A 17,093-nucleotide genomic window follows, 5' to 3' on the forward strand; every position below is an offset into this window, starting at 1 on the left:
AACTGGGCAAGAGCAGCGCGAGTAACTCCCACTGCTTGTCCGTCAACACCTCAAACCGATCAACAACGTCTGCCACACCGAAGAGTCTGCAGCGCAACACCACAAATCATTGGGAGACACACCCTAGTTGGACAGCCCGCACATTCGTGGCCTGCGGGCCCTTCTGTCCCTGGCCCACCTCGAACTTCACACGCTGGTTCTCATCGAGCGACGTGAAACCGCTGCCCATGATTTCCGAGTAATGCACGAGGACGTCCGGAGTTCCGTCGTCGGGCGCGATGAAACCGAAGCCCTTTCTCGCTGTTGAACCACTTCACAATGCCCTGCGCCATGCCGATACTCCCTGAAGTCGATCCGGGCATTCATATCGAATTCCCGATCTCGATACCAGTGATCCTGCCACCCAGACGACGGATCGGGGCGACCACACTGATCTGAGGAAGCGGACATCTCGACGCTTACTGCGACTGCCGACTTCGCCGTCCGTCATCGATCAACGAGAGCCGGTCCGTCGAGCGAGCGGCCGCCGACGTGGACAGAAAAGTCGGCAGCCTGGTGTGAAATCCCAGGTCAACCGCTCCAGAATTTCTGTAGTGGTCACTATAGACATTGAGAGGTCGCTGCTGTAATGTTCCTCTCGTCGCAAGGAAAGAGTTCACGAGGTGCGGGAGAGAATGAACTGCCCGCAGAGAAGTACCGCAAGACCAGGATGTGCCGGGTAAGGATTGACGTGAGTGTGTAAGGCCCCGGCACGTCCGGCGGCGGCCGGGCAGCACGAAGGCCCGACAGCCGGAAGAAGTGCAGTGAACAAGGAAGTGAAACCCGCTCCGGCCCCCGGTGCCTCACGGCGCCGGGGGCCCTGTCCGTTGAAAGGTGTCACCCCCATTCAGAAAGATTCGCCCGACCGTGACCCGGCCGGGAAGTTCGACGACGAGGACTACCCGGCCTACAGCATGGGTCACGCCGCCGAGATCCTCGGCGTGACGCAGGCATTCCTGCGCAGCCTAGACGCCGCGAAGCTGCTCACCCCCGGACGCTCAGAGGGCGGCCACCGCCGCTACTCCCGATACCAGCTCCGTCTCGCGGCCCGAGCCCGCGAACTGATCGACCAGGGCACCGCACTCGATTCCGCGTGCCGCATCATCATCCTCGAAGACCAACTCGCCGAGGCCCGACGCATCAACTCTGAACTCCAGCACACCCACCGCTCCAAGTCGGATCAGCCCGGCCCCGCATCCGGCTGAAGCGGCGCGGAAGTCTGCTCGAGGTCGGCCCCGGAGTCGCCACGGTGCACACCGGTATCGCCTACGGACCGGTACGAGTCGGGGTCGAGGTCCTGGAGTCGGCGCCGCACGCTGAGGCATTCCCGGAGTGGGAAGTCATCGAGGAGGCCGACCTCGAGGTGACGACGGAACTCGTCGTCATGACCCTCACCGGTGAGCTCGCTGAGGGACTACGGGTGACACCGCAGCTTTTACCCGCCCGGTATCGGCTTCGCGCGCATGCACGGGGACGGGACGCCAATTGGGATATGGATGTCAGCGAACCGTCAGAGGACTACTGGCTGCAAGTGTGGCCTGGCACCGGCAAAAGCAGCTTCGCCCAACTCGAGAAGAAGGACTTGGTTTGGAGTGACGGCGACGAATCCACGGCGAAGGATTCGATGCCCGATCCGGCTGCTGATGCCACACCGCCGCCCCTTCGGAGTACCAGTTGGAAGCCGCCTATCCGCTCGGCGATCTGACCTCGGGCCTTTGCGAGGACGGACTGTCGCATCGGCCCAGACCACACCATGCGAGGCGGCGGCATGCGGTCCCGCTAAACCATCCGTTTTCGGAACGTATACGCCAGGTACGCCGTTAGCCTGATGCGATGACGCAATGGGGGATCGTCGGAGTCGATCACCACCAGTTCGTGATGGGAGCGCGGCAAGCTGACACCCTCGACGGTCAACTGAACTTGCGTCCGCCGGCCCCGCCACGGCGGTTCTGTCCGATCCCCATCGGAGTCTCGCTGAGAAGTTTGCCGAATGGGGTGGTCGCCCGCCCGCCGAACGATTCCGGCTATTCGACGATCGCGCCATCCGTGAGGCGGCGAAGCGACTCGCTCAACTCGACCGGGACCTCCTCGACCAGCTGATCGAACGTCCGGAATCTCGGCAGGATGCCATTGCTCGGTGGGCAGCGAAAAGTGCATACGAGCGAGCCGGCCTCGCTGATATGGGTTGGGTGGCACCCGCCCTGACCGCACTCGACAAGCATGACCCACTTCCGCCGCCCTTCGACAATGAAGCGCGTGCCCTCGAACGCCTCTCCAGAGACCCGGAGACCCCGCAACAGATCTCCCTCCACGCGGACGGGCATGAGTACGTGCAATGGATCTATGCCGCCTCCTCGATCTTCCGGGCGCTCGAGACGAAGGAACTGGCGATGCTGCAACCCCTCGTGCTCGCCGCTCTCACCTACGGAACCACCCATTACCAGGAACTATTCGACGAGTTACGGCGAACATTCGACCTTTGATCGCACCCCGCTAGCCGAACCTGCACCGGGACGAGATCGGTGAAGTGGACTGGATTGGCCACCGAGACAGACGGTCACGGCGCAGTGCCAGGTCTACTTGGCAATGCTGGCAGTAGTGTCGATGTGCGGTATCTGAGCGAGGTGTCCACAGTTGCATCTCTACTGGCTTCGCGCCCTCGGCGGAAGCCTTTCGATCACGCCGATAGTTGGTGGTCGGCGACCGGCCAGCGATCCCTCGCGGGACAGCACGTCGTCATGAATCTGTCGCATGAGGCGGTCACGATGCGCGTCGGGCGAGTATGAGTGCTCCGCGTTTGGTCAACGGCAGCGGCAGGGGGCCGCGGTCGGCCAGCACATCGGCGAGAAGCCCTGCCCGGTAGTGCGGCACCAGACGTGCCGGAAGGTAGTCCCGCACAGCGTCCCGGTCGGGCAGTGTGATGAGTGACGCGTCCCAGGCCCGGTCTCAGCCGCCCCGAAGGCGGCTGCGACCAGATGTGGAGCGTCCTCTGCATCGAACGGAGTCGGCTCCGGTTGTCAGAACGGCGCCAACTCCGGGGAATCCACCCTGGAGATCGTGCCTGCAATGAACAGCCCGTCCGGGCGCAACACACGGTAGGCCTCGTGCAGGCCCAGCGCGGGCCGGTCAAGGTGGTCCAAGACGTTGACCGCGACGACGGCGTCGGGGTCGCGGAACTTTTCGTTTGTCTCGAAGAACCCCGCACCGCTCCCATGTCGGTGCGGATCTTCGAATAGTGGGCGCGCCGGGCGTCTTGTTGTCAGGTCGGAGGGGTCGTCGGGGCAGTTTCCACTCGTGGGCGTGGACGAGAGGAACCGAGCCGGTCTCCCGCAGACGCGCGATGGCGGTGATCATTTCGTCGTCGCGGAGGGAGTGGTCGTTGCTGATCCCGGCCCGCTCGAGCATCGGCGCGGCGACCTGCCAGGTGTCGAGGTACAGCCGCCACAGTCGGTCGAGGGCGAAGCAAGCGAGGTGCTCGCGGAACGCGGGCTTGTCGGTGACCAGCTTTCCGGTCGGTTCTATCCAGCCGCGGCGCATGATCTCGCCCGCGGAGAAGTGCACTGCCCGGCTCGACGCCGCGGACAGGTAGTCATACAGCTCGCGTTGCCCGGCACGGTCGGCGACCCACATCCCCGGCGGCAGAAGGCCGCCCGTCCATCCGTACTGCTTCTTCAGCCTTCTCGGCACGGCTCTGGTTTCCTGGCTCCCGGCTACGGCCCAGTCAAGGAAAGGTTTGGGGTACGACAGCCGTGCCATCTCCGTGTCCCCGATGTAGTTGCGCTGGGCGAGCAGCGCTCGGAGGGAGTCGAAGTTGCTCATCGACGCGAACAACTCCTGGGACCGGTCCAGGTCGAGCGAGGCGAAGAACCGGAGATGCATCACGTCGTCGAGGGCGGCGCGCACAAACGCCACGGCCAGATGACCCAAGTCGTGGCGGCTGAGCAGGAGGGCAGCCCGGATGCTGTCCTGCTGGCGGCGAAGGGAACTGTTGACGGCCAGCAGCCGGTAGTCCTGCGCGACGTCGGACCATGCCGGGTCGGTGACGGTCAGCACGTGTTCGGCGCAGTCCGCGAAGCGTTCGACCGCCTCAATCCGCACGGCGAGGGGCGTCCACCGATGAATCGGCCCGTCTCGTCATTTTCGGGCATGGCGCTCATCCCGTCCGACGCTCCGTTGCCTGCCCCATGGTGGTCGCCCATTGCCGGGCTTCGAGCGGGCATTCCGGCTCGAATCCCTGCGCGGTACAGAGCAGCTCAGGCGGGACGCACATTCTGGGCCTGCCGCCCCTTCTGTCCCCGGCCGACCTCGAACTCGACCCGCTGATTCTCCTGCAGCGATTTGTACCCGCTGCACTGAATCTCGGAGAACTGGACGAAGAGGTCCGCGCCGCCGTCATCCGGGCTGATGAACCCGAAGCCCTTCTCGCCGTTGAACCACTTCACCGTGCCCTGCGCCATGGTCGCTCACTCCCTGTCCCGGCGAGCCGGACCTTCCGCCGAGGACCGACCTCGAACATCCTGACCACCCCATTACCCCGGACGGCCGAAAACCGAACGTGACTGGAGGCGGTGTCCTCGATACGAACGATCTCAGAAGACAGCGCCCCGTGAGTAGGGGCGAAGGTCCTGCATCCTGCAACTTCGCCGCGGCACGCAAGCACGGGTGGTACCCCGACGACCACGTTGAGCACGGCCGAGCATCTGCGAGCTACGACGCCTGCACCGAACAGGAGGTTCACTGATCCGCACGTTGTCGGAAGGAGAAGCAACCGTGTCAGTGGCAGGCGGGCCGCAGGCGGGCACCGCATGCCCCACCCCCAACCCACATGAGGCCCGGAAATCGGGCTATTTACGGCGCGAGTCGGAGCTGCACCGACCCGAACAGTTGGTTCGCTGTACCGGCGGCGCGCACCCTGCGCGCCGGTGCCCTGGTGGCCGCCCACCGAGCGGTGAAAGGATTGGCATATGGCCAGCTCACAGCCAACGCCCACGAAAGAAAAGGAGATGGTTGGGATGGCGGTCCATCCCCGGCCCGTATCGGCAGCGGCGGCCGCTGCGGCCGCGTTGCGTGACATCGAGGTGTTGATCGGAAAGGAGTCGGAGAGCGCGACATCGGTGCTGCCGACCGAGGAAGGCTGGACGGTCGAAGTGGAGGTGATCGACCACCGGCACATCCCCCCGACGGCGGACATGCTCGCATTCTACGAAGTGGTGCTGGACCTGGACGGCGAAATGCTGTCCTACCGCAGGACCCGCCGATACCGGCGCGGCTCCGCCCTCGTTTTGTCAGACGACGAACCCTCCGTCGACGGAGACGGACAGACCCCATCCGTGGACGGAAGCGACGGAAGCGGCTGACAGATACACACTCCGAGGTCTCTACGGTTCCTCTGGTCCGTCGAGCACGCCGGCTCTCGCCCCGCAGCAATCGAACACCACTGATAGTGCGCAGGGCGGTGCATACTTCGGTGCGCTGCGGCGCTGCACGCGAGAACTCGCCCCGCCCGCCAGTCGGACCGCATACTTCTGCCATGCAGCAACTCGTCGCCGACAACGAATTCGTCATCAGTGCCGTGATGGTCGTGGTCATCGTGGCGCTCGCCGCCGCCGCGGTCTGGGCTGCGTTCCACTGGCCACAACAGTGAGTCAGCGGGCGGTGTGAAACTCCGAAATCCGGGTGCCGCTCACCGCGGACGTGTACTCGTCCAACCAGCGACGCCTGCCGCTTTTGCGCCTGGTGAAGGTGGGTACGTAGCGGTGATTATCCAGCATCCGGCTTGGGATCGATTGGGAAACCGCAGATTACTACGACGACGTCGACGACGAGGACGCCGACTGGGACGAGTCATCCACGCCAGTGTTGTGCGACAAGAAGAGCGGGATCCTGACCTCCATCGGCAAGATCGAACAGTGGCGAGCCCACGGGGAGGTATATGTGGCGAACAAGCCCAGGATCCTGCCCGGCACCCACGCACCGATTCCGGCCGGCTACATCGCCCTCGATCTCGAACACGAGGAAGAGAAGACCACCGCGGCGGTGTGGACGTTCTGCGCTCGCGCGGTCGGAGTAGCCAATCCGCGCCAGCTCACCATCTTCGCCGACGAGACCCATCAGGCCGATCTGCTCGCCCAGTTGGCCGACTTCTTGGCGGCCTATCCTGATCTTCCCGTCATCTCGTGGAGTCAGTCTGACATCCGAGTTCTCCGAAAGGCGGTCACGGAAATTAGCGTCGAGAACCAGCTGATCGGAAACCTCACCGAGACGCGCCACCACACGGACCTGCTCGAATGGACCAAGGGTGCGATGATCCTGCCGACGAAGAGTCTGGATCTCAAGACCGTCGCTGCGTACTTCGGGATCGCGAACGACGTCCCGTCCATGAACGGCTCGGTAGGGTCCGCGCGAATGAGGGCGCACCGGAGCACGACGAATCCGTCCGTGAAAGAGGAAATTCGCGCTGAGTTGATCCGGTACGTCCGGAGCGACGTCACCCTCCTCGTTGGCGTGGCGGACCACCTGCGGTCGATCCACGACGGAATCACGCCTCCGACCGGTAGGCACGAGCCGCTCCACGCCGATGACGTCATCTACATTTAGAAGTCTGGCCAGCGAGCGGCCGCGCGGGCCCCCAATAGCGTGCTCGATCGTGAGTCGCGCGCCAGCCTTGCGTCGTGTCGGACGGTGCCAATTTTTCACGATCGGACCGAAGATCGTCGAAGCCTTCGATCGGTGCTTGTCTCACCACCGCGCGCCCCGCAGCGCAGTCAGGATCCGAACCAGACGTCGGCTGCCCACCGGTACGACCGCAGGACCACAGGGGTGGGGAAGTCGTCGAGTATCGACCGCCGGCACCTCGCCGGGCAGGGCTGGCAGGTGCTCGATGCGGACACGATCAAGGACTACCTGCTCCGCGATGCCATCGAACAGGGCGTCTACACCGACCTGCTGAGCATCGACCTTGCGGACGGGCACCGGCTGATGCCCCGCGAACTCGCCACCCTGGTGCACGCCGAGTCGACGAAACTCCTCGACATCGTCACCGAGATCTGTCTGTCCCGCGGGGAGAACCTGGTCCTCGAGGGCACGTTCAGCTGGCCGGGCCTCGGCCCGCGGCTACTGACCGACCTCGCGTACGCCGAGTACGAGAAGTTCACGATCCTCGATGTCGAAGCACCCCAGCACATCACCCGTGCCCGGGCGTTGACCAGGTGGTGGCGGGGCCGGCAGGAAGCGTTGCGGGGCGGTGACGGGTTCGGTGGCCGGTTCACCCCGGGGTTCGTCATCGACGCCCTCTACACCGGCGACTCCGAGGAGACGGTGTGCGCCCGCAACGCCCGGGCCGCGTTCGATCACCCACTGGCCGCGGAGCTTCCGATCGTCGAACTGGTCGTCGAGCATGCCGACGGCGGTGACGAGACGTGGGTGAAGGAGAACGGGTGTCGTGGTCTACCCGCAGGTTCCGGCCGACCGACCCGACCCCTGACCGTCCCGGTCTCAGGCGCAGTCGCGGCAGATCGGCTGCTGCTTGTCGGCAAGTCGGCTGCGGTGATGGACCAGGAACAACTTATGCAGGTGACTTCGTCGGATTGTTCGGAGATGACGCGGACGGTGAGTTGTTCGCCGGACAGGTCGGCGCCGGGGTAGTTCGAACGAGTCTGCGGTGTCGGTGTCTTCGACGTCCAACGGTGGGAGACTGGGTGTCTTTCCTGCTGGCGGAGAGCTGTTCGAGGGAGGTGTCCGCTGTGTCGTCGGATTCGGTGACTCGCCGGTGCGTCGTAGTCGGTGACCCTGCCTGTGCGTTCGTGCCACCGGGGATGTTGACGCGGAACCACTCAAGAGCGTAGTTTGCGGCCGGACCCGCTTCGGTGCGCCGCCGGGTGGTGTGCGTGTCCCGCTTCTGCAGTTCGGTCGCGCCGGGTTGGCAGTCGATGCGGTGCCACAGGAACATTCGGGTGACTGGGGTGGGGAGGAATTCGGGTTCAGCGCGTATCCGACCGCCGATCCCGGGCAGGGGCACGATCCGGCCGATCTGCCAGATCGCGGTGGCGGTGGCGTTGGATTGCGTGGTCGACTTCGGTGATCTCGTCGAGGTGTCGATGAACCTGGGCGGCCGTGATCGTGTCGGGGTCGTCGGTGATCATGACGGCCTCATCGGCGATGGTCGAGCCGCGGGAAGTGCGGCGGATCCGACGACCGCCCGCCGGCTGGTGACGAGGACGTCTGCGTGCAGATTCGCCGGTGGCAGCCCCCCGCACCCCGACCTGAACGCAGTGGGTGAGGGCGGCAGGGAGGTGGCGTGCGCGCGGAGGACGGCGCGGACGGCGTTGACGGCCGGGACATCCCCGGCGCCGAGCGGCAGCAGATCGGGGGCGTCGGCGTCGAGGTAGGCGATCGCCGCGTACCGCGGCGCTGTGGGGACACCGATGACGCTGACTGCGAGAGACCACACTCCACATGCGGTGGCACGGTCATGACAATGTTCTCCCGGCTGCTGGGGATGTGGCCGGCGCGCGCCTGCATCATAGGGTTCGGTACCGCTGCGACCCGAGTCCGGGAGACGCTGCACCGCCGGAATTCCCGGCACAGTCGTCGGTCGGTAGATGGTGGGCTAACGCGCACGCCCGCTCGCCGCCCTGAACACAGAAGTCGCCAAAGCCGCCGCACTAAATCCCCAGCCGCCGAGACAATTCGGAAATGCGTTGGAGACTAACTCCTGCCATGGCGAGCCACGCTCGCCCTGCAAGAAGCTCGGTGAATGTGAGTTTTAGCTTCACGAGGGTCGTGTTGGTCTGCCCACATGGACAATGGCTTTAGACAATTGAAATGTGAGTTCGGGTGAGCTTCCTCATCACCGAGACGGACCTGCCGTTACTGTGTGCGGTCGACGATTGCCGATATAGAAGGAGAGCACGATGGCGGTATCACCGAGGAATTCCGAAGGTTCGGCGAAGAGGACGACCAAGGAGATCCGTGAGTGGGCGATCGGAGAGGGCCGTGAAGTGTCGCCCCGCGGTCGGATTTCGGCTGAGATCGAGCAAGCTTTCCATCACGCTCAGGCAAAAACGGCGCCGGCAAGGAAGGTAGCCGCGAAATCGTCGGCCGCGAAGAAGACGGCCGCGAAGAAGACGGCTGCGAAGAAGGCAGTCGCCAAGAAGGCACCGGCGGCGCAGAAGGTGGCTGCGAAGAAGACGGTCGCGGAGAAGGCAGTCGCGAAGAAGGCACCGGCGGCGAAGAAGGTGGCTGCGGAGAAGAAGGTGGCTGCGGCGAAGACGACGACCAAAGAGATTCGCGAGTGGGCGATCGGGGAGGGCCGTGAAGTGTCGCCCCGCGGTCGGATTTCGGCTGAGATCGAGCGAGCGTTCCATGACGCTCAGGCAAAGGAGATTCAGGCCGAGGCGGTGCCGGTGAAGAAGACGGCTGCGAAGAAGGCAGTCGCGAAGAAGACGGTCGCGGAGGCAGTCGCCAAGAAGGCGCCGGCGGCGAAGAAGGCTCCGGCGAAGACAACAGCGCCGAAGACGACGGCTGCGGAAAAGATAGCCGCCGCAAAGGCGTCGGCGAAGAGCGCGGCGGCGGTCAACAAAGGTCCGGCGAAGACGACGACCAAAGAGATTCGCGAGTGGGCGATCGGGGAGGGCCGTGAAGTGTCGCCCCGCGGTCGGATTTCGGCCGAGATCGAGCGAGCGTTCCATGACGCTCAGGCAAAGCAGGTTCAGGCAGAAGCGGTGCCGGCGAAGAAGACGCCTGCGAAGAAGCTAGTCGCGGGGAAGGCTCCGGCGGAGACGTCGATCGTGAAGAAGTCGGTCGCGACGGGGGCGGCAACGAAGGCGGTGGCGGCTGTGGAGTCGGCTGCGGATGCGGCGGCCGCGGAGACGACGGCCGTGAAGAAGAAGGTCGCGAGGAAGGCTGCGGCGAAGACGTCGATGGCGAAGGCGACGGTGGCGAAGGCGGCGGCCGCGGAGAAGATGGTCGCGGGGAAGGCTCCGGCGAAGACGTCGGTCGCGAAGTCGGCGGCTGCAAAGTTGGCTGCGGAAGCGACGGCCGTGAAGAAGGCTCCGGTGGCGGGCGCGGCGGCGGGCACCGCGCCGGCGAAGGCGAAGACCAATGAGATTCGCGAGTGGGCAATCGGGGAGGGCCGTAAAGTGTCCTTGCGCGGTCGGATTTCGGCCGCGATTGTGCGAGCATTCCATGACGCTGCAGCAAAGTTGCCGCTCCCACTCGGATGAAGCGGGTGGGGGTCCGCTGATGAGCGTGACCGACCGACTCCTGTTGCCGCGGTATGCCGTCTCGGGTGATCCCATGTTCGGCACCGTGGAGGTCACCATCGGGGAGCTTGCTGAGTTGCTCGAACGCCAAGTCCCTCCCCGCGACCAGGGTGCTGCAACGCACTGACGGTGCCACTCGTGTGTGTCGAGCGGCGCGCTCTGATGACCGCCCGCACAGGGCAGGATGACGCTGTGGGCGATCGAACCGCAGCAGACCTCGAGCGTGGACTCGCCATGCTCGCCGATATTCCGCGGACGACTTTGTGCGCCAGAGGGTGAGGACTTGCGCAGCCCTACGACCGCGCTCGATGAGCTGAGCAGTGTCGAAGGGATGAGGGTTCGTCAGGTGTCGGGGCGCGACCGGCGAGTCGCCAGCGCGTGATCTGTGTGGAGAGCAACTCCTCCGGGGGCGCAGTTCGGAGGAGACCGCATGAGCGTTCCGCGGGCACGATCAGATGCGGATTGGGAGCGGCAGGTGGCGACCGAGCAGCACGGCCGCGAGCCCGCTCCGAAAGGTCCGTCTTCCGGCACTAGCAGGGAAACAGGCGTCGCTTGTCGACCACTACCAGGACGCCCGATCAGCCCACGACGCCGACGCTGCGCCTAAGGACACGACGAGTGAACCCCATTTTCCTGGTTACGACCGCGGACCGTATCGACTGAGGACCGCACCCAAACGGATGCGGTCCTTACGTGATGCCGGTCAGACAGAGCGTACGTTCGTGGCTTGCGGGCCCTTCTGTCCCTGGCCGACCTCGAACTCCACCCGCTGGTTCTCATCGAGTGACCTGAAGCCGCTGCCCGCGATTTCCGAGAAATGCACGAAAACGTCCGGAGTTCCGTCGTCGGGTGCGATGAAACCGAAGCCCTTCTCACCGTTGAACCACTTCACAATGCCCTGCGCCATGCTGATGCTCCCTACGATCTCGATCCGGGCACTCACATCGATTACCCGATCTCGATACCACTGATCCTGCCACCCGACGACGGACCGGCCGCGCGGACACGTACGTACTGCTCGGCATCGCTGCGACTCCCGGCAACCCGGTCGTTCATCGATCCCCGGTAGCGGCCCCGTTTCCGGGATCGAGCTGAGCGGCGCGGGTTCCGACGTAGCAGTGTTCCTCAGTTGCGCCTTAACCGCTCCCGACAATAGGTGGCGGGGGAGTCCTGATCGCTCGTCGCAGCAGAGCCTGGACACGGCTGCCCCTCCCCAAGACAGAAGAAAATGCCAGGGAATTGAGACAGATTACGGTGGCCATGCCGCGAGAGAAGTGAGAAGTCCGCAGGTCGCAGCGTCGAAGAATGCCACCGCCCGCGGGGCCCTACACCGTCGCCAATCCGGAGACGCATATTCTCCGGTGATGTCGATCAGCGTGGGGAGTGGGGGAGTCGCAGCAAAATCGCTGGTAAAAGGTGTAAATGGGTTGTCGATGCGGCCGGGAGCGGAAACGAAAGCCGGCGTCGGAGCGAGTTGAAAGACACTTGATCAGGTCGGTGGTGTCGACGTCAGTGGTGCCGATCGGTCGTCGCGCACCGGAACCAACGCGCTGCGGACATGCCCGGACGCGTCGACCGGAAGACTTGCTTCCGCGCTTGTCCCGACCGCCTGTCCGAGGACCTGCTTATCGCCCAATCCCGGCACGGGTAGTCCATGCGAACTTCGTCTGCACTCCGGCCGCGTGGTCGCGCTCGCGCGCGTTGCGGGTGTGGGCGATCACCTCAGGTTCGACCTGGAAGGTCAGCTCGGGTCGAAGCGGAGCTTCGCCTTGACTGCGGCCCCAGGCCGGGAACGCGGGTGCCGAGTTCGCCGCGGACGGTGGCAAGGGTGTGGCCGTGCCGGATGAACAACCGTTGCACGTCGGGTGATTCCTCTCGTGAATGGGGTTGTGCATCAACGCCGGTAACCACGCATGGCGTCCTCGGTGACCGCGACGATCGTTCAGGTGAGGGCCGGGTCGAGCGCATGAAGGGCGTGCACTTCCGCCCGGGAGGGCGCGTACGCGCCGGATCGGCTGACCGTCAACGCACTCGTGTGTATCGCGCGGAGCAGTGCGGGTTGGACATCGGGCCAGTCCACAGCCGCGAGTCGATCCCGTGCTTGGGGTGAGCCGAGCAGGCCCGCGTCGAGTAGTCCGGAGAGTAGTCCGGCCATGAAGGAGTCCCCGGCACCGACGGTGTCGCCCACGGTGACCGGTGTCTGGTCGATGTGGAGCATGTCCCGGTTGTGAGCCAGTCGCGCGTACGCGCCCCAGGATCCGCGGGTGACGACCACCATTGCTGGTCCTGTCTTCACCCACCGCCGCATAATGTTCTCGACCGGCACGCCCGGGTAGAGCCAGTCGAGGTCCTCGTCGCTGGTCTTTACCACGTCGGACAGTGAGACCAGGTGCTCGACGCGGTCGACGACGGTGTCGGGCGAATGCATCAGTGCGGGACGGATGTTCGGGTCGTATGACACGGTACCGAGGAGCCGCATCCGTTCGGCCGCGACGACCACCGTCGAGCCGCCTGGTTCGACGGTGGCGGCGATGCTGCCGGTGTGCAGATGCCCGAACGGTTCCAGGTCCGGCAGTTGCGGGACCGCCCAGTTCAGGTCGAACTCGTAGTTTGCGTGTCCGTCCGCGTCGATCCGGGCGAACGCGACCGACGTCTTGTGTGCGGAGTCGGTTCCGGGCGTGATCTGCACGCCGGCGGACTCTGCCCACTGTCTGAGCAGATTTCCCCGGGGGTCTTTGCCCCAGTGGGAGCAGATGCTGGCCGGGTGGCCGAGTGCGCCGAGTCCGACCGCGACGTTGAGCAGGCTGCCGCCGACGTGTTCCTGAGTGGACCCGGGCCTGGTGACGACGTCGATCAGTGCTTCGCCGAGGCTGAGTACGCGGCTGGTCATCAGTGCGCCCGTACCGCGGTCGGCTGGTCCGGGCCGTGGTCGAGTGCGACGCCGAGCTTGGCCTGCATCTCCTCGAGCGGCACACCCTTGGTCTCGGGCATCACCTTCAGCACCCAGATCAGCTGACCGACCATGGCGAGGAAGAAGATGCTGAACGCGGCACCGGCACCGAGGGCACCGATGATCGGCGGGAAGGCGAACGAGGTGATCGCGGCGAACACCCAGTGGGTCAGGCTGCCCAGCGACTGCCCCTGACCACGGATCCGATTCGGGAAGATCTCCGAGAGGAATACCCAGATCACCGAGCCCTGGCCGACCGCGTGGGCGGCGATGAATCCCATCAGCCCGATCAGCACCAGTATCGACGACGTAGAGGTGAACTCGCCACCGCGCGCATTTTCGTAGTAGAACATCACGGCGGCAAGGAATCCCAGGGACATCAGGTAGCCGATCGAGCCGACGATCATCAGCTTGCGCCGGCCGAGCCGGTCGATCAGGCTCAGCCCGACCATGGTGGCGACCAAGTTCATCGCGCCCACCCCGACGCTCATCAGGAACGCGGCGTTCGTGCTGGCGCCGGCCTCCTGCATGACCCGTGGCGCGTAGTACAGGACCGCGTTGATGCCCGACAACTGGTTGAAGACGGCGATCGCGACGGCGAGCAGGATCACCTTGCGGTGCCCGCGCGTGAAGAACGGCACCTTCGTCATGTTCGCGGTGGCCGCCAGCGACTCCCGGATCTCCCTCATCTGGAAGTCGACGTCGGCTTGGGTGGCGCACAGGCGCTTGCTCGTTGCGGTCGCGTCGTCCCATCGACCATTGGCAGCCAGCCAGCGCGGCGTTTCGGGAACGGTCGGCAGCATGAGGACGAACACCAGTGCCGGAACGATCATGACGCCGAGCATCCAGCGCCAAGCATTGTCGCCGGGGACCGCCGCGCGGATGACGGCGTTGGATGCATAGGCGATGAGGATGCCGAGCACGATGTTGAATTGCACCAACCCGACCAGGCGTCCTCGGTTGGCCGCGGGGGCGATCTCGGCGGTGTAGATCGGTGCACAGACGCTGGCACCACCCACGCCGATGCCACCGATGAACCGGAACAGCATCAGAATTTCGACGTTCGGGGCCAGGGCAGACCCGACGGCGCCAAGAACGAAGAGGACGCCGATCACGTAGAGCGCCTTCTTGCGGCCGTACCGGTCTGCCGGCCGGCCGGTGACCAGAGCGCCGAGGATCGTCCCGATCAGTGCGGTGGTGACGGTGAAGCCCAGCTTGGCATCGCTGAGCGCGAACACCTGCTGGATCTGTTCCTCCGCACCGGAGATGACGGCGGTGTCGAATCCGAAGAGCAGACCGCCGGTCGCGGCGACTATGGCGCTGCGAACAACTATGGGTTTCACGAGATGTCTACTTCCTCTTGCGGTTGAAATATCATGGAAAAGAAGGATTTCCGCGCACAGCGCGATGGGTTGGGCGCCCACGCCATCGCCCGTCGGCCGCGGCGATCACCGCGGGGTCGAGGGCTCGGAGCCAGAAGCGCCCTGCGTCTCGACGTGGATGTCGTGACCGCTGCGGGCGGCACCCTGCTCCAGCGATTCCGCCGCCAGGTATGTGTGTGCGATGCCCGTAGGGCACGAGGTTGTGGCTACGAACTTCATGTCACGCGCCTTTCCTAGCGGTTCGCTGTCGCAGCCGAGGCGACGACCGATCGAGGCTGACCTGCCTGGTCCTGCGTCGCTGTATCGATGAGCCTGCGGATAGTTATAGCTGTGACGTGGCTCTCATGTCAACAGATACGGGCCTAAACACACACAGTCGGGCACCAATGAGCAGGTCAAAACCACACGCCGAAGTGGTCGGCGGCCAGCAGTGCGATCACCTCCGCGCCGGTGAGAGTCGGAGTTCCGGGCGCGCGCCGTCTGGATGGGCGGAGTCTGCGGGGGCGCGACTGTCTCCACGAAAGCGTCAGGCGTGCGCGTGAAACTGTTGGCCCGGAACGGGATGCGGTCGGCGGGGCGGCCGCCACCCACAGCCTCAGCCCGCACAACTCGTTGGTGTTGGGCGAGGGCGCTCTCAGTGCATCCCGATGTAGATCTCGCCGGTCGTGACGTCCTCTTCGAGCGCCTCGAGGGAACGCCCCGTGTTTCGGGCACCCTCGTCCACACGAACACAAGCGCCGCCACGCCGATGACGGCGAACATGAAGAACGACCCGGTGAAGACGATTTCCTTGACGAGCGACGGGAAGAACAGCGCCAGGATTCCGTTGGTGGTCCAGCCGAAGAAGACCGAGATCCCGATCCCGAGGCCGCGCATGTGCAGCGGGAAGATCTCCGCCAGCCATACCCACACGTGGTCGCCGTGATCGGCGGGATCATCGCGCTTCGTAACATGGACCGGCTGGACCGGCGCAAGACCTCCCCATGGGTCTCTCGCCCACCACGATCTGCCACTGTCTGATCGGTGTTGCCTCGATCTGAATAGCCGTATTCCGGCGCGGCAGCGCTCGGCCTCTGATTGTCCGCGTCATCGAACAAATGACGTGCGTGGGGCCCGATGTCGTTCGGTCGGAACGTGCTCCGCAGGTCCTCCCCGGGGTTCGCACCTTGCAATGTATCGCTGTATCGTGGGCGGTACCGACCGCAACCTGCCTTCCGCCGGCATCGCCGAAAAGGGTGATGGACGGAAAGGGTTCACCGATGGCCAACCCGCATCGGCCGACCACCGATCAGGTCCTGGAGTTGATCAAGGCCGAAACCGGTAACGAGCTGTCCGCCTCGACGTTTCGCGGATACGTCTCCCGTGGGCAAGCGCCGGCGCCGGTGGAGTGGATCGGGCGCACCCCGTTGTTCAAGCGCTCGGAGATCGCCGAGTGGGCCCGCAACAGGCCCGGCCAGGGTGCGCGCACCGACCTGCGTACGTCACGCCGGCGCCGCGCCGACTGATCGCCGTCGTTCCCGGTGACCCCCTAGAGAGGTGGCAAGCCGACGGAACATCATGTTCCCCAGTGGATCCCGGTGCAATGCGTGCACCTGCCGGATGGGGGAGCGCAATGTGTGAATGTGGTGCACCGCGACGGAAGGTTCTCAAGACCGTTAGGATCGTCCCCGGCCTGCGGGGGATCGGCTTCGCATGGCAACGACAGATCAACGATCAAGGGAACACGCACACATGACAGCTGGTGAGGTCACTCAGGCGGAGAAGGACGGAGCCAACAAGTACAGCGGGGCCGTCCTCGGGGCGTACGACACCTTCGTCCTGAAGTGGAGCAACACCTACGCCTGGCGCTGCCCCCGTGAACGGCTCCTCACCCACTACGACACCCACCTGGGCGGCCGGCACCTCGATATCGGCCCCGGCACCGGTTGGTATCTCCACCGGGCCACCTACCCGACCGCGGCGCCCGAGATCACGCTGATGGACCTCAACACTCACACCATGGCGATGACCACCGGCAGGCTCGCCGACCGGAACATCATCCCGGCCGTCCACACCGGCAGCATCCTCTCCCCGATCGACCCCGCCGTGGGGGTATTCGATTCGGTGGCAGCGAACTTCGTGTTCCACTGTGCTCCCGGGTCCTGGGCGGAGAAGGGGACAGCGTTCGGGCACATCGCCCAGGTAGTCGCCGATGACGGGGTGTTCTTCGGCTCCACCATCCTCGGGACCGGGGTGGCGCACAACCTGTTCGGCCGCGCCCTCTGCGCCCTCTACAACGGGCCGATCAAGGCCTTCGACAACCGGGCCGACTACCTGGACGGCCTGCGCACCGCATTGTCGGCGGCATTCGGAACCGTCGACATCACCGTCGTCGGAACCGTGGCGGTGTTCGCGACTCACCGACCGCGACGAACCCCGCCGCAGTAGGGCGCTCACGTGCTCCTCGTCCAGGCTTTGATG

General features: G+C 65.0%; 18 protein-coding genes and 4 pseudogenes. 10 read left to right on the top strand and 12 right to left on the bottom strand.

Annotated features, from left to right (window positions below; translation table 11 throughout):
- Positions 1-106 precede the first annotated feature (106 nt).
- Positions 107-332, bottom strand: a pseudogene (locus G9373_RS41965) (cold-shock protein).
- A 471-nt stretch (positions 333-803) separates the two neighbouring features.
- Between G9373_RS41965 and G9373_RS41970 the strand changes: the two are divergent.
- The 3 genes from G9373_RS41970 (at position 804) to G9373_RS41980 (ending at position 2,522) form a co-directional block, all read left to right on the top strand.
- Positions 804-1,244, top strand: a complete 441-nt coding sequence (locus G9373_RS41970; protein WP_005265116.1) for a MerR family transcriptional regulator — start codon at positions 804-806, stop codon at positions 1,242-1,244.
- Positions 1,245-1,288: 44 nt separating this feature from the next.
- The gene (locus tag G9373_RS41975; RefSeq protein WP_005564308.1) at positions 1,289-1,744 is read left to right on the top strand and encodes a hypothetical protein; all 456 of its coding nucleotides are present in this window, start codon (positions 1,289-1,291) and stop codon (positions 1,742-1,744) included.
- Positions 1,745-2,228: 484 nt separating this feature from the next.
- Entirely contained in the window at positions 2,229-2,522 is a 294-nt protein-coding gene (locus tag G9373_RS41980; RefSeq protein ID WP_155755949.1) for a hypothetical protein, read from the top strand.
- A 643-nt stretch (positions 2,523-3,165) separates the two neighbouring features.
- On the opposite strand, the gene G9373_RS41995 is transcribed toward G9373_RS41980, so the two are convergent.
- Together G9373_RS41995 and G9373_RS42000 are read right to left on the bottom strand one after the other, a co-directional pair.
- Positions 3,166-4,137, bottom strand: coding sequence for a hypothetical protein (locus G9373_RS41995; RefSeq protein WP_206033689.1), 972 nt, complete (start codon positions 4,135-4,137; stop codon positions 3,166-3,168).
- A gap of 155 nt (positions 4,138-4,292) precedes the next feature.
- Positions 4,293-4,496: a cold-shock protein gene (locus G9373_RS42000; RefSeq protein WP_061045414.1), complete on the bottom strand. Its 204-nt coding sequence runs from the start codon at positions 4,494-4,496 to the stop codon at positions 4,293-4,295.
- A gap of 555 nt (positions 4,497-5,051) precedes the next feature.
- Here G9373_RS42000 and gvpO point away from each other — a divergent pair.
- Together gvpO and G9373_RS42010 are read left to right on the top strand one after the other, a co-directional pair.
- Positions 5,052-5,396 (top strand): gas vesicle protein GvpO, encoded by a 345-nt coding sequence (gvpO, locus tag G9373_RS42005; protein WP_005564312.1) that lies wholly within the window; start codon positions 5,052-5,054, stop codon positions 5,394-5,396.
- 499 nt (positions 5,397-5,895) lie between these two features.
- The gene (locus G9373_RS42010) at positions 5,896-6,636 is read left to right on the top strand and encodes a ribonuclease H-like domain-containing protein (protein WP_005564314.1); all 741 of its coding nucleotides are present in this window, start codon (positions 5,896-5,898) and stop codon (positions 6,634-6,636) included.
- 897 nt (positions 6,637-7,533) lie between these two features.
- On the opposite strand, the pseudogene G9373_RS42020 reads toward G9373_RS42010, so the two are convergent.
- The 3 genes and pseudogenes from G9373_RS42020 to G9373_RS42030 form a co-directional block, all read right to left on the bottom strand.
- A pseudogene (locus G9373_RS42020) lies at positions 7,534-7,871 on the bottom strand (DUF4193 domain-containing protein).
- A 147-nt stretch (positions 7,872-8,018) separates the two neighbouring features.
- Complete coding sequence (locus G9373_RS42025; RefSeq protein WP_155755948.1) at positions 8,019-8,180, bottom strand: hypothetical protein; 162 nt, start codon at positions 8,178-8,180, stop codon at positions 8,019-8,021.
- Positions 8,177-8,488: a hypothetical protein gene (locus tag G9373_RS42030; protein WP_167120843.1), complete on the bottom strand. Its 312-nt coding sequence runs from the start codon at positions 8,486-8,488 to the stop codon at positions 8,177-8,179. The genes G9373_RS42025 and G9373_RS42030 overlap by 4 nt, the downstream gene beginning before the upstream one ends.
- Positions 8,489-8,951: 463 nt before the next feature.
- Here G9373_RS42030 and G9373_RS48005 point away from each other — a divergent pair.
- Positions 8,952-9,080, top strand: a pseudogene (locus G9373_RS48005) (histone-like nucleoid-structuring protein Lsr2); the annotation flags it as partial.
- A 344-nt stretch (positions 9,081-9,424) separates the two neighbouring features.
- On the opposite strand, the gene G9373_RS47275 reads toward G9373_RS48005, so the two are convergent.
- Positions 9,425-9,643: a hypothetical protein gene (locus G9373_RS47275; RefSeq protein ID WP_037209108.1), complete on the bottom strand. Its 219-nt coding sequence runs from the start codon at positions 9,641-9,643 to the stop codon at positions 9,425-9,427.
- On the opposite strand from G9373_RS47275, the gene G9373_RS47280 reads away from it, so the two are divergent.
- Together G9373_RS47280 and G9373_RS42040 are read left to right on the top strand one after the other, a co-directional pair.
- The gene (locus G9373_RS47280) at positions 9,573-10,262 is read left to right on the top strand and encodes a histone-like nucleoid-structuring protein Lsr2 (protein ID WP_346842918.1); all 690 of its coding nucleotides are present in this window, start codon (positions 9,573-9,575) and stop codon (positions 10,260-10,262) included. The genes G9373_RS47275 and G9373_RS47280 overlap by 71 nt on opposite strands.
- Positions 10,263-10,281: 19 nt before the next feature.
- Positions 10,282-10,428: a hypothetical protein gene (locus G9373_RS42040; protein WP_167120839.1), complete on the top strand. Its 147-nt coding sequence runs from the start codon at positions 10,282-10,284 to the stop codon at positions 10,426-10,428.
- Positions 10,429-11,004: 576 nt separating this feature from the next.
- Here the strand turns inward: G9373_RS42040 and G9373_RS42045 are convergent.
- From G9373_RS42045 to G9373_RS47285, 5 genes and pseudogenes are all read right to left on the bottom strand, one after another.
- Entirely contained in the window at positions 11,005-11,208 is a 204-nt protein-coding gene (locus tag G9373_RS42045; RefSeq protein WP_005264711.1) for a cold-shock protein, read from the bottom strand.
- Between the two features lie 1,035 nt (positions 11,209-12,243).
- Positions 12,244-13,191 carry a carbohydrate kinase gene (locus G9373_RS42050; RefSeq protein WP_005264710.1) on the bottom strand — a complete coding sequence of 316 codons (948 nt, stop codon included), beginning with the start codon at positions 13,189-13,191 and terminating at the stop codon, positions 12,244-12,246.
- Positions 13,191-14,594, bottom strand: coding sequence for a sugar porter family MFS transporter (locus G9373_RS42055; RefSeq protein WP_133984353.1), 1,404 nt, complete (start codon positions 14,592-14,594; stop codon positions 13,191-13,193). Before G9373_RS42055 ends, G9373_RS42050 begins: the two co-directional genes overlap by 1 nt.
- 120 nt (positions 14,595-14,714) lie before the next feature.
- Positions 14,715-14,852: pseudogene (locus tag G9373_RS42060) on the bottom strand (PTS fructose transporter subunit IIB); the annotation flags it as partial.
- Positions 14,853-14,975: 123 nt separating this feature from the next.
- Entirely contained in the window at positions 14,976-15,509 is a 534-nt protein-coding gene (locus tag G9373_RS47285; RefSeq protein ID WP_240961059.1) for an MFS transporter, read from the bottom strand.
- 383 nt (positions 15,510-15,892) lie between these two features.
- Here G9373_RS47285 and G9373_RS42070 point away from each other — a divergent pair, with 383 nt between their 5' ends.
- Together G9373_RS42070 and G9373_RS42075 are read left to right on the top strand one after the other, a co-directional pair.
- Positions 15,893-16,138 carry a hypothetical protein gene (locus tag G9373_RS42070; RefSeq protein ID WP_005264706.1) on the top strand — a complete coding sequence of 82 codons (246 nt, stop codon included), beginning with the start codon at positions 15,893-15,895 and terminating at the stop codon, positions 16,136-16,138.
- Between the two features lie 226 nt (positions 16,139-16,364).
- On the top strand, positions 16,365-17,060 hold the full coding sequence (locus G9373_RS42075) for a class I SAM-dependent methyltransferase (RefSeq protein ID WP_167120841.1): 696 nt from the start codon (positions 16,365-16,367) through the stop codon (positions 17,058-17,060).
- Positions 17,061-17,093 lie beyond the last annotated feature (33 nt).

This window comes from Rhodococcus sp. A14 (assembly GCF_011603105.1).
In the GTDB taxonomy this organism is placed as follows: domain Bacteria; phylum Actinomycetota; class Actinomycetes; order Mycobacteriales; family Mycobacteriaceae; genus Rhodococcus_F; species Rhodococcus_F opacus.

Coding starts and splice junctions, on each gene's coding strand:
- G9373_RS47285 (WP_240961059.1), bottom strand. CDS start 15,509: ATGCGCGGCCTCGGGATCGGGATCTCGGTCTTCTTCGGCTGGACCACC.
- G9373_RS42025 (WP_155755948.1), bottom strand. CDS start 8,180: ATGATCACCGACGACCCCGACACGATCACGGCCGCCCAGGTTCATCGA.
- gvpO (WP_005564312.1), top strand. CDS start 5,052: ATGGCGGTCCATCCCCGGCCCGTATCGGCAGCGGCGGCCGCTGCGGCC.
- G9373_RS42070 (WP_005264706.1), top strand. CDS start 15,893: ATGGCCAACCCGCATCGGCCGACCACCGATCAGGTCCTGGAGTTGATC.
- G9373_RS42000 (WP_061045414.1), bottom strand. CDS start 4,496: ATGGCGCAGGGCACGGTGAAGTGGTTCAACGGCGAGAAGGGCTTCGGG.
- G9373_RS42040 (WP_167120839.1), top strand. CDS start 10,282: ATGAGCGTGACCGACCGACTCCTGTTGCCGCGGTATGCCGTCTCGGGT.
- G9373_RS42045 (WP_005264711.1), bottom strand. CDS start 11,208: ATGGCGCAGGGCATTGTGAAGTGGTTCAACGGTGAGAAGGGCTTCGGT.
- G9373_RS42075 (WP_167120841.1), top strand. CDS start 16,365: ATGACAGCTGGTGAGGTCACTCAGGCGGAGAAGGACGGAGCCAACAAG.
- G9373_RS42050 (WP_005264710.1), bottom strand. CDS start 13,191: ATGACCAGCCGCGTACTCAGCCTCGGCGAAGCACTGATCGACGTCGTC.